The 12,251-nt window shown below is 31.5% G+C and carries 13 protein-coding genes; 6 read left to right on the top strand and 7 right to left on the bottom strand.

Features of this window, described 5'->3' with window-relative positions; translation table 11 throughout:
* Window positions 1–42: 42 nt before the first annotated feature.
* From B2989_RS00730 to B2989_RS00700, 7 genes are all read right to left on the bottom strand, one after another.
* Window positions 43–552 carry an OmpH family outer membrane protein gene (locus B2989_RS00730; protein WP_292942639.1) on the bottom strand — a complete coding sequence of 170 codons (510 nt, stop codon included), beginning with the start codon at window positions 550–552 and terminating at the stop codon, window positions 43–45.
* Window positions 553–594: 42 nt separating this feature from the next.
* Window positions 595–1,608, bottom strand: a complete 1,014-nt coding sequence (locus B2989_RS00725) for an OmpH family outer membrane protein (RefSeq protein ID WP_292942636.1) — start codon at window positions 1,606–1,608, stop codon at window positions 595–597.
* Window positions 1,609–1,840: 232 nt separating this feature from the next.
* Window positions 1,841–4,417, bottom strand: coding sequence for a BamA/OMP85 family outer membrane protein (locus B2989_RS00720; protein WP_261375356.1), 2,577 nt, complete (start codon window positions 4,415–4,417; stop codon window positions 1,841–1,843).
* A 10-nt stretch (window positions 4,418–4,427) separates the two neighbouring features.
* The gene (locus B2989_RS00715; protein ID WP_414692205.1) at window positions 4,428–5,111 is read right to left on the bottom strand and encodes an isoprenyl transferase; all 684 of its coding nucleotides are present in this window, start codon (window positions 5,109–5,111) and stop codon (window positions 4,428–4,430) included.
* Between the two features lie 58 nt (window positions 5,112–5,169).
* Window positions 5,170–5,859, bottom strand: coding sequence for a DUF6089 family protein (locus tag B2989_RS00710; protein WP_292942625.1), 690 nt, complete (start codon window positions 5,857–5,859; stop codon window positions 5,170–5,172).
* A gap of 98 nt (window positions 5,860–5,957) precedes the next feature.
* Window positions 5,958–6,827 (bottom strand): NAD kinase, encoded by an 870-nt coding sequence (locus B2989_RS00705; RefSeq protein WP_292942622.1) that lies wholly within the window; start codon window positions 6,825–6,827, stop codon window positions 5,958–5,960.
* A gap of 2 nt (window positions 6,828–6,829) precedes the next feature.
* Complete coding sequence (locus B2989_RS00700) at window positions 6,830–7,489, bottom strand: CBS domain-containing protein (protein ID WP_292942619.1); 660 nt, start codon at window positions 7,487–7,489, stop codon at window positions 6,830–6,832.
* A gap of 92 nt (window positions 7,490–7,581) precedes the next feature.
* Between B2989_RS00700 and B2989_RS00695 the strand changes: the two genes are divergently transcribed.
* From B2989_RS00695 to B2989_RS00670, 6 genes are all read left to right on the top strand, one after another.
* On the top strand, window positions 7,582–8,295 hold the full coding sequence (locus B2989_RS00695) for a pyridoxine 5'-phosphate synthase (RefSeq protein WP_292942615.1): 714 nt from the start codon (window positions 7,582–7,584) through the stop codon (window positions 8,293–8,295).
* A 6-nt stretch (window positions 8,296–8,301) separates the two neighbouring features.
* Complete coding sequence (locus B2989_RS00690) at window positions 8,302–9,063, top strand: alpha/beta fold hydrolase (protein ID WP_292942612.1); 762 nt, start codon at window positions 8,302–8,304, stop codon at window positions 9,061–9,063.
* A 24-nt stretch (window positions 9,064–9,087) separates the two neighbouring features.
* A complete protein-coding gene (locus B2989_RS00685; RefSeq protein WP_292942609.1) occupies window positions 9,088–9,441 on the top strand; it encodes a phage holin family protein in 354 nt (117 codons plus the stop codon).
* Window positions 9,442–9,573: 132 nt separating this feature from the next.
* Entirely contained in the window at window positions 9,574–10,902 is a 1,329-nt protein-coding gene (tig, locus tag B2989_RS00680; protein ID WP_292942606.1) for a trigger factor, read from the top strand.
* A 140-nt stretch (window positions 10,903–11,042) separates the two neighbouring features.
* Entirely contained in the window at window positions 11,043–11,717 is a 675-nt protein-coding gene (gene clpP, locus B2989_RS00675; protein ID WP_145003521.1) for an ATP-dependent Clp endopeptidase proteolytic subunit ClpP, read from the top strand.
* Between the two features lie 85 nt (window positions 11,718–11,802).
* Window positions 11,803–12,251 (top strand): ClpX C4-type zinc finger protein (locus tag B2989_RS00670; RefSeq protein ID WP_292942601.1); only part of this gene is annotated, 449 nt, incomplete at its 3' end.

The following is a 12,251-nucleotide window of genomic DNA, read 5'->3' as shown; positions in this document are numbered from 1 at the left end:
TCTAAAGTTAGACAGCTTTTTTTAATTTGAAAGGGATTTTAATTAAAATCCTAATTCTTTTTGAACGTCTTTTAAAAGGTCTTTACCTGCAGCCATAATTACTCCAGATCCTTGAGAAGAATCTAATACGTAATTAAAACCTTGTGCTTTACCAACTTTTAAAATAGCTGCTTTAGCTTTTTCTGTAATTGGCTTTAATAAATCTAATTCCTTTTTTTCTATTTGTTGTTGAGAGTCTGCTTGAAACTGACGGATACTTTGTTGCATTTGTGCTAACTCTTCACCACGTTGTTGGTTTACTTCGTTAGTTTTTGTAGGTGCTTCAGCTTCATATTGCTTAGCTTTAGTTTGGTATTCTTGTACCATTTCTTGGATGTCTGCTTGATATGTTTTACCCATTTTTTCCATTTCAGCTTTAGCTGAAGTCATTTCTGGCATAGACTCTACAAGGACTCCTGTATCAATATGAGCTACTTTGGTTTGAGCATTTGTAAAACTTGTTGCACCAATAAATAATGCTGCTGCAAATAAAAGTGTTTTAATTTGTTTCATTTTTTAAAAAGTATTTGTGTGTTATAATTATTAATAGTTGTCTTAGTTATCCTCGTTGTCTTCGCTCTGGTTTTCGTCTTTAGCTTTATTACGGTCTTCTAAGATTTTCTTCTTTTTAGCTTCTAGCTCTAATTTTCTTGCTGCTCTATCTGCTAGTTTTTGTTGTCTTCTTTCTTCTAAAATCTCTTCTCTTGTTTTAGGAGTTTGATCTTGCTTAGCGCTTTCGTCTTCATTTACATTTTCAGGAGCGTCATTGGTATCACTTTCGGTATTACCATTTCTTTCATTAAGCTTATCCTGTCTTGCTTTTGCACGATCTTCTAATATTTTAGCTCTTCTGTCTGCTGCTGCTTGCTTTTTAGCTTCTCTAGCCTCTAATATTTCTTTTTTTCTTGCTTCTGTCGCAGCTTCTCTTGCTGCTTTTTTATCATCTAATATTTTTTGACGTTCTTCTTGGGCATCATTTATTTCTACTATAACATCTTCGTCTTTAGCTTCTTTTCTTTCTGCCTTATTTTTTGCTTGTGTACGCTTTGATACTCTAGAAATAGTTCTGATAATTTGCTCACTCATATCAAATCGCTCAGCAGAATATAACATGACTACGTCTGCTGATTTATCAAAAACAAAATCATACTTTTTAGCTTTAGCAATATCTTGCACTGCTTGAAAAATTTGATCTTGAACAGGCTGCATTAATTGTCTTTTCTGGATAATTAAATCTCCATTTGGACCAAAACGTTTTTGTTGATAATCTAAAATCTCTTTTTCTTCAAATAATAGATCTTCTTCACGCTCGTCGATCAGCTCTTTAGTTAGTAAGGCTTTTTCGTTATTAAGCGCTTCACGCTTTTGTTTAACATCATTAAGCTTACCTTCTATTTCTGTTTTCCATTTTTGGACTTTGCTTTCTAATTGACTTGTAGCTTCGGTATATTCTGGAATGTTTTCTAAAATATATTCTGTATCAATGTAACCAATCCTAACGCCACGCTGTGCACTAGCAGAAAAACCTGCAGCTAGCATTACCAATACAATAAGAACTTTTATTTTCATTTTGGAATTTGTTTTATTATTTCTTGATTATAAACTCAAAATAACTTGATTCATTGTTAAGTGAATAGTTTTTTTGAGTAAGTATTTTCAAAATAACGAATTTTAATTTTAAAAATTTTAATTCTTTTATCAAATCCTTGTAAGGTTATTAGAAAATATCGTGCCAAAAATATAAAAAACAAAAAAACTATGATTGTTATTTACTGATTTAATTAGGATTATAAGCTATTAATTAAAATTGTTGACCAATTATAAAGTGTGTTTCCCATCCATGTTTAACGGATCCACCAGGTAAAGGATCAAATCCATGACCTAAGTCTATACCTAATAATCCAAACGCTGGCATAAAGATTCGGACTCCAAATCCTGCAGATCTTTTAAGTGTAAACGGATTGTAGTCTTTAAAATTATCATAAGATGAACCTGCTTCTAAAAACCCTAAGGCATATATTTTAGCAGATTGCTTTAATGTAATTGGGTATCTTAATTCTAATGAGAACTTGTTATAAATTGTACCACCATCTTGAGATGATAATGCTTGGTTAGGATATCCACGTAATGCGACTGCTTCCCTTCCATCTAAACTATAACTACCTAGTCCATCTCCTCCAACAAAGAAACGCTCAAAAGGAATTACACCTCTATCTTGATTATAAGCTCCTAAAAATCCAAATTCAACACTTGGTCTAAGTACTAATTTATCAACTAATCTAGTATACCAATCTCCTTTAAATTTAATTTTATAAAACTCTAACCATTTAAAACGTTCTTGGTCAATTTCGCTAATTCTAGCTGCAGCTTCATTTCTAAGAATAACGTTTGCATTTCCATCATTAACAATTGCTTGGTTCTCTGCTCTTTCTACACTTAAAGCAGTATAATCTACACTACTAAACATAGAGTAAGGTATAGATAGTTTTGCTGTTGCAGTAAAACTTGATCCTCCCATTGGGAAAATAGGATCATTAAATGTATTATTTCTGCTTAGTCCTAATGTATAAGATAAGTTATTAGAGTAACCGTCTCCAAACGTAAATAATCCAGTATTATAGTTTTTTAAATTGTAATGTTGAAAACTTACAGCTTGTGATAATGTGAAAAAATCATCTGGTGTTGATAAACGTTTTGCTAATCCAAAAGTTATACCTGTAATATTAAAACGTTTGTCTTTATCTGCATTTCCAGTAGTTGCATCATATAAAAATTGCTTTGTATGCGATAATGATGTTGAAAACTGTACAGGTTTTTTACCTCCTAACCAAGGCTCAGAGAATGAAAAACTATAGGTTTGAAAAAATCTACTAGCTTGTAGTCTTAATGCTAATTTTTGACCGTCTCCCATTGGGATTGGTTTATAAGCATCTTTTTTGAAAAGGTCTTTAATAGAAAAGTTATTAAAAGATAATCCTAAAGTCCCTATAAAACCTCCTCCACCGTAACCTCCTTGAAGTTCGATTTGACTAGAACCTGATTCTACTAGAGAATATTCCATATCAATCGATCCTTCTTCTGGGTTTGGATTTTTAAAGTTAGGCGTTAACTGTTCTGCATCAAAAAATCCTAATTGACTTAGCTCTCTAATAGTACGTACTACGTTTTCTTTACTATATAATTCACCTGGTCTTGTTCTAATCTCTCTATAAATAACGTGATCGTTAGTCTTTTTGTTACCAACTACAGATACCTTATCAAAATATACAGGTTTACCCTCTGATATTCTAATTTCCATATCAATTACATTACCATCTGCATTAACCTCTACTGGATTAATTGTTGAAAACAAATACCCATTGTTTTGGTATAAGTTCGTTAAATCATCACCATCAGGCTTTGTGTTATCTGCAATTCGTTTTTGAAGTTGTACACCATTATATGTATCTCCTTTTTCAATACGTAGCTTTCTTTTTAAAACCTCATCAGAGTATACTGTATTACCAATAAATGTTACCTCTCCAAAAGTGTACTTTTCTCCTTCTTCTAATTTAATATTTAATGATACTGTTTTATTATCATTAATAATTAACGAGTCAGAAATTATCCTAGCATCTCTGTATCCAACCTCTTTATATCTATCGATTAAGCTAGATAAGTCTTCTTTATAGTCTGCTTCAATAAATTTAGAACGTTTTAAAATTCTAATAGGATTAATTTTTTTGGTGTTTTTCATAGCTTTTCTAAGCTTCTTATCGCTTAAAACACTATTACCTTCAAAATCAATACTTTTTACTTTAACTTTTTGACCTCTATCAATAGCAACCACCATGTTTACAAGAGACTTGGCTATTGAGTCGTTTTTAATTTCGGTAGTTTTTACTTGCACATTGGCATTTAAAAAACCGTCTTTTTTATATTTATTCTCTAAATAATTTTTTGTGGTAGTTACTAAGTTTTCAGTGACTTTAGTACCTTTTTGAAGCTTATTTTCTTTAAGAATAGTTTCGTGTTTACCTTTTTTAACACCAGTAATTTTAACTTCATTAAGTTCTGGAAGGTCTGTTAATCTAATTTCGACAAAAGCACTATCGCCTTCTACTTTAAGCAAGTAAACTTCGATATCATTAAATAGGTTAGATTTCCATAGTTTTTTGATAGCGTCACTAATTTCTTCTCCAGGAATCATTACCTCACTACCTTTTCTTAATCCGGAATAGGTTATAATGGTTTGTTCACTAAAACTAGTGTTCCCTTTTACGGTAATTTCGGCTAGAATTAATTTTTTACCGTCTTCGTAGCTTAAATCTTGTGCTTTAACAGATAAAGCACTAATAAGCGTCAGTGCTAACAAGGTGTAATTTAAAATTGTTTTCAATGGTAATTGTTTAGCTAATTTGTTCACTGGTTTTCCCAAATCGTCGTTCTCTTTTTTGATATTCTATAATAGCTTCACATAAGTGTTGCTTTGTAAAGTCTGGCCAAAGTACTGGTGTAAAGTACAATTCTGCATAAGCTATTTGCCATAACAAAAAGTTACTAATGCGTTGCTCTCCACTTGTTCTAATAAGTAAATCTACATCTGGTAACGTCTGCGTGTAAAGATGTGCATTAAATACCGATTCGTCAATATTTTCTGTAGAAATTATATTATTTTTAACTTTAGTACTTATTTCTTTAACAGCATTTAGCAGCTCTTCTCTAGAGCCATAGCTTAATGCTAAAGTTAAATCCATGTGTGTATTGTCCTTAGTTAAATCCATAACTTCGTGCAACTCCTTATATACTTTTTTTGGTAAAGATTTTAAATTACCAATAGCTTTTAGTTTAATATTATTATCTAAAAGTGTTTTAATTTCTTTTTTTAATGAAGACACTAAAAGCTTCATTAATGTATCAACTTCTAACTTTGGACGATTCCAATTCTCTGTAGAGAAGGCGTACAATGTTAAATGTTTTATACCTAATTCTGCACAAGACTCTACTGTTTGACGTACAGATTTTGTTCCATTTTCATGACCAAAAGCACGCAACATACCTTTTTGTTTTGCCCAACGACCATTACCATCCATAATTATGGCAATGTGCTTTGGTAACTGTTTTTTATTTATTTGGTCTTGTATATTCACTTTAAAATCCGCAGTAACATGGGTTTTTTCCAAAGGTGTAAGTTAACGTTACGCCTGTAAAAGTATACCAATCATTATTATTTAAATTTCCAAAACTTCTGCTTGACAGTTCTCCTGCGTCTGGAACGCTTCCATCTAACTCGTCTGAGAAGGTGTAACGTGCTCCAACTTCAAAAGCTAAGACAAACTCTGGTGTCACAGCTGCTTTAAAACCAATTACCATTGGTATTCCCCAAGCATAGCTTTGTGTGTCCTCAGACTGTGTTTCTCCTAAATTATTGTAATAAAAGTTATCGTGTTGTGCTACACTAAACCCTGTATATAAGTATGGTGTTGCTACAAAGTTACCTTGATGTAAATCAAAATCAAAAAAAGTAAATTCTAAACCAGCAGATAATTCTATAATTTGATTATTAAATTCAAATCCTCTAATTTGTCTACTTGGATCGTCAGAGTCGTTATCTATTCCCTCTAATTCTGTAAAGGTTAAAGAGATCCTATATGAGTGTCTGGGACTTCTGTTCCATTTATAAATAGCACCAATTGCTAATTGGCTAGGTGCAATATAGTCTGTAGCACCAACATCTCCAATAAAATTAGAACCACCCAAATACAACCCAAACTCGTTGATTTGTGCACTACTTAATTGTATGCATAAAAATGTTAAAACTACTACTGTTAACTGCTTCATAAATCTTCAAAGTTTGCAAATATAATAAATAAGATTAGCCTATAACAATTTGATTGAAATAGTTACACTTTTAAACAGATTTAACAACAAATTATTGTTTAGTTTCTATTATCCTCACCCCAAAGTAGCTTTTTACGGAGTGTATCTGGAAAAGTTTCGTTATTTAAAACTATCATTTTAATAGTAAATGGTGCTTTTTTGATTGTGATAGTTGTTTTATTGGACAATGTTGCTATTCTAGAATCTAAGGATACTAAATGTTTTTTTTCGCGTCCATTAACTTTTAAAGTTATAACTGTAGTGTCGTCTATAACTAATGGTCTTGCACTTAAATTATGAGGTGCAATTGGTGTTAACACTAAACTTGCAGCATCAGGTGTTATTACTGGACCACCACAACTTAATGAGTAGCCTGTAGATCCTGTTGGTGTAGAAATTATTAAACCATCACTCCAATATGAGGTTAGATATTCTCCATTTAATTCGGTTTCAACCGTAATCATAGAGGTGGTATTTTTTCTGCTTACAGCAATTTCATTTAAAGCAAAATTGCAAGAATTAATTTCGGAGTTCTCCTCAGAGCTTTCAATAGTTAACAAACTACGCTCCGAAATAGCATATTTTTTATTCAAAATAGCGTGTATAGCGTCTTCAATCTGGTCATATTGTATGGTAGCCAAAAACCCTAATCGACCAGTATTAACACCAACTATTGGTATATTTAAGTCTCTAACTAAGGTTATTGCTCTTAATATGGTACCATCTCCACCAATGCTTACTAAAAAGTCATAGCTAGAGTCTAGTGCAGTAAAAGTTTGATAAACGGTATTTAATTTTGACGATACACCTTTATAAAAGGCATCCTCAATATTAACTTCAATATTGTTATTATTTAAAACATCTAACAATACCTCTAGAGATGCTAGTGGCTTTTTTTTCTGAAATTGGCTAAATATGGCAACTTTCATTATTACATGTTTAGGTATTTATTAAGATAATCAGAGCGCTCTTTTAAACCATCCAAGTAACTATCTTCCTCGTGACCAGATACTATATTATAACTGTAACGTCTAAAAGTTTGCATGATCTCACTTAATCCTACATTACCAATTTTTAGAGTTATTTGAGCAATATCATTTTCTATTTTAGAAATAAAGGCACCATATAATTTACCGTCATTACTTTCTACAATCTGACTAATTTCGCTAAACGAATAATCTGGCAATCCTTTTTCTATGATTAAAACCGCTCCATTTTCTGAGAAAAAAGGGGTTTCATTAAATAATCCAATAATATCATTAAGCTCATAATACCCTAAATATTTATTACTGTTATTTAAAACAGGCATTATATTGGCAGAGTTTTGTGCAAAAGCTTCCAAAACATCCAACCAATTAGTATCCTCTCTAACAAAAAAACCTTCGGTAGCATAAGCACAATCCGAAATAACCTCAACTTTTTGAAAGCAGTGTGCATCATTCTCTGATATGCATCCTAAATACACATCTTCGTCATTTTTAATCGGAATATGAGAATAAGTTAACTGATTAAATAGCAATTGTAAATCACTAACTAATCCCGAATTAAGTAATGGCTTTATATCGTTTATTATGTAATCTGAAAGGTTCATTTTATTAAAACTTTAGTTTTGCAAATTAATTAAAAATTAGCACAAAAAGCCTCTTATACTTTGTATTTTTGTGTTTTAAACTATAGAATAGTATGACAAAATTAAGCGTAAATATCAACAAGATTGCTACTTTAAGAAATTCTCGTGGTGGCGACACACCAAATGTGGTTCAGTTTGCTAAAGATGTACAACGTTTTGGTGCCGAAGGCGTCACTATACATCCAAGACCAGACGAACGTCATATAAGATACCAAGATGCTTACGATTTAAAACCTGTAGTTTATACCGAGTATAATATTGAAGGTAATCCAATCCCAAAATTTATGGATATGGTTTTAGAGTTACAACCAACACAAGTAACCTTAGTACCTGATAGTATTGACACATTAACAAGTAATGCAGGTTGGGACACCATTAAAAACAAAGCTTTTTTAGTTGAAGTTATTACTGAATTTAAGAAAAAAGGCATCAGAACATCCATTTTTGTAGATCCTGATTTAGCACAAATAGAAGGTGCCAAAGCAACAGGAACAGATAGAATTGAATTATATACCGAAGCTTTTGCACATCAATATAGTTTAGGTAATAAAAAAGCCATACTACCTTATACAAAGTGTGCCGAATTAGCCAATAAATTAGGACTTGGTGTTAATGCAGGACATGATTTATCCCTAGATAACATACAATACTTTAAACAAAATATGCCTGGATTACTAGAGGTATCCATAGGTCATGCTTTAGTTTCTGAAAGTTTATATTTAGGAATAGAAAACGTGGTTAACATGTATAAAAATAAACTAAAATAAATCCGTATGCTCTTACACTCAAATATTATTGGAGAAGGAAAACCATTTGTAATACTACATGGCTTTTTAGGCATGAGTGATAATTGGAAAACTTTAGGTAATCAATTTGCTGAGCATTTTCAAGTCCATCTTGTGGACCAACGTAATCATGGTAGAAGTTTTCACGACGACAATTTTTATTATGAAGCTTTAGCTGAAGATTTAAAACATTATTTTGACGCTAACAATATAAAAGATGCCATATTATTAGGACATTCCATGGGCGGAAAAACAGCTATGCTTTTTGCAACACAATATCCAGAACTTGTAAGCAAACTTATAATAGCAGACATATCACCACGTTTTTACCCAATACATCATGATGCTATACTAGAAGGTTTGAATAGCCTAGACTTAAATGTTATAAAAAGCAGAGGTCAAGCCGACAAACAACTAGCAAACTATGTGTCAGATTCTGGTACAAGACAGTTTTTATTAAAAAATCTATATTGGATTGAAAAAGGAAAATTAGCACTAAGGATGAACTTAGATGTTTTAACCGAAAACGTATCCGAAGTTGGAGAAGCATTACCTACACACTCTAAATTTGAAGGAGACACACTATTTTTAAGAGGTGATAAAAGCGAATATATAGGCAATCAAGACCAAGCAATTATTAAAAACCACTTTCCAGAAGCCAATATTATTACCATCAGTAATGCTGGACATTGGCTACATGCAGAAAACCCAGAAGATTTTTATAATGCTGTAACAAATTTTGTAAATTAAGGTCTAATAACTAAAACATAAATTATGAATTTAATTATAAAATTACTACTTAACGCTATAGCAGTATTTGTTCTAGCACATATATTAAACGGAGTTGTGGTAGACAGCTATCTAACTGCAGTAATTGTAGCCATAGTATTATCTGTTTTAAACCTATTAATCAAACCTATACTTGTAATACTAACCTTTCCTATAACCATCTTAACCTTAGGATTATTTTTATTTGTTATCAATGGTTTAATAATACTATTAGCAGACAAATTTATTGATGGCTTTGCTGTATCAAGTATTTGGACAGCCATATTATTTAGTATTCTACTATCAATTTTACAATCCCTATTACAATCCTTTTTTAAATCAGATACTAAAACTAAGTAAAACTTAAAAATAGTCTGTAACACAACATGTTAAAAACTTTGCAATACTATAAAAAAGTAGTACTTTTGCACACCTTTTTAATTAAAAAAAACTAGTGTTAAATGCCCTTTTAGGGCTTTATATCATTTATAAATGAATATTACAAGAGAAAACATTGATGCATTAAATGCTGTAGTAAAAGTAGAAATCGTTAAAGAAGATTATAACGATAAGGTTGAAAAAATCTTAGTAGACTACAGAAAAACAGCTAACATCCCAGGATTTAGAAAAGGTCAAGTACCAATGGGAATGGTAAAAAAACAATACGGTAAAGCAGTATTAGTTGATGAAGTAAACAAATTACTTCAAGATGCATTAAACAAATATTTAACTGAAGAAAAATTAGATGTATTAGGGCAACCATTACCTAAGCAACAAGAAGAAATAAACTGGGAATCTGATTCTTTTTCATTTGAATTTGAATTAGGTCTAGCTCCAGAATTTAGTGTTGATTTAAAAAGCAAAACAGCCATTACACATTACAACATCGTTGCAGATGACAAAATGATTGATGAGCAAGTTGAACGTATCCAAAAACAATACGGTAAAATCACACCTGAAACGGAAGTTACAAAGGATAGCGAAATCACTGGTACTTTTAAAAACGAAGAAAAAGAAATAGATAACACAGTTACTATTACTTTAGATAAGTTTAAAGGAAAAGCAACAGAAAAGAAATTTGTTGGTGCTAAAGTTGGTGATGTAATTACATTAAAAACTAAAGGATTATACGAAGACGATCATGAATTAATGAACGCTTTAAAAATCCAACACGATGATGCTCACGGATTAGATATAGAAGTTACTTTTACTATAACAGAAATAAACAGTCGTGAATTAGCAGATTTAGATCAAGATTTATTTGATAAACTTTTTGGAAAAGACGCAGTTAAATCAGCATCAGAACTTAAAGCTAAAATCAAAGAAGATGCAGAAAAGCAATTTGTACAACAATCTGATCAAAAGTTATTAAACGACGTAACAGAATACTTAGTTGACAACACTAAATTTGATTTACCAGCAGCATTCCTAACAAAATGGATGCAATCTGCAGGTGAAAAAGAAATGGATGAAGCAACAGCTAAGGAAGAATACGAAAAGTCAGAAAAAAGTTTACGTTACCAACTTATCGAAGGTAAATTAATGTCGGACAACGACCTTAAAGTAGACTTTGAAGACGTTAAAACAAATGCCAAAAACATGATTAAAATGCAAATGGCACAGTTTGGACAATTAAATCCTTCTGAAAAAGAATTAGATGACATCGCAGCACGTGTATTAGGAAACCAAGATGAAGTAAGACGTATTTCTGAGCAAGTAGTTAGTCAAAAATTACTGGACCTTTACAAAGAAAAAGCAAACATCAAGACTAAAGAAATGTCTTATGATGCTTTTGTTAAAGAAGTGTATGGTGATAAATAATAAATCTTCCCAAATATTTTTATCAATTTGATAAGAATGTATTAGGAACGGTTTAACAAAATAATCATTATCTTTAGGCGTTGTTTAGCAAGACTAAACAGCGCCTAATTTTTTCAATTAAAATAACATTTAAGCAGACTATGGATTACGGAAAAGAATTCGAAAAATTCGCTATAAAAGATCAAGGTATAAGTAGTACGTATTACAACAAAATTATAAGTAGTATGTATCCTACTAACTTAACGCCAAACATTATTGAAGAGCGTCAAATGAACATTGCTATATTTGATGTGTTTTCGCGTTTAATGATGGATAGAATTATATTTTTAGGAACAGGTATCAATGATCAAGTTGCTAATATAATTCAAGCGCAATTATTATTTTTAGAAAGTACAGATGCTAATAAAGACATCCAAATATACATTAACTCTCCAGGAGGAAGTGTTTATGCAGGATTAGGTATCTACGACACCATGCAATTTATTAAACCAGATGTTGCTACAATTTGTACAGGTATGGCAGCCTCAATGGGAGCAGTATTATTATGTGCAGGAGAAAAAGGTAAACGTAGTGGTTTAACGCACTCTCGCGTAATGATCCACCAACCTTTAGGTGGTGCACAAGGTCAAGCTAGTGATATAGAAATTACTGCGCGTGAAATTTTAATCCTAAAAGAAGAGCTTTACAAGATTATTAGTAAGCATTCTGGACAAGATTATGATAAAGTGTATGAAGACAGTGATAGAGATTACTGGATGAAAGCTGATAAAGCTAAGGAATACGGAATGATTGACGAGATTTTAGCTCGTAACTAAATATTTAAATTAAAGGGTCATGTTAATTATAAGTTTTAAATCAAATTATAACTTATAATTAACCTTTGGCTTTTAAACAAAAAAAATGGCAAAGGAAGAATTAGAATGTTCGTTTTGTGGTAGGAAAAAGCCAGAAACCAATTTATTAATTGCTGGTTTAGATGCACACATCTGTGATAGATGTATTGAGCAAGCACATGGTATTGTTGTTGAAGAATCTAAAGAAGAAGACACTAAAGATCTTTCAGCAGAATTAATGCTGAAGAAACCGCAAAAAATAAACAGCTTTTTAGATCAGTATATTATTGGTCAAGAATACACCAAAAAAGTAATGTCTGTAGCAGTTTACAACCACTACAAACGTTTATTACAACCGCCAACTAATGATGATATTGAAATTCAAAAATCAAACATTATAATGGTTGGGCAAACAGGTACAGGTAAAACATTAATGGCTAAAACCATTGCAAAAATGTTAAACGTACCTTTAGCCATTGTAGATGCTACTGTGTTAACAGAAGCAGGTTATGTTGG

Source organism: Olleya sp. UBA1516, assembly GCF_002323495.1.
In the GTDB taxonomy this organism is placed as follows: Bacteria; Bacteroidota; Bacteroidia; order Flavobacteriales; family Flavobacteriaceae; genus Olleya.
This window is presented reverse-complemented; position numbering and strand designations above follow the sequence as displayed.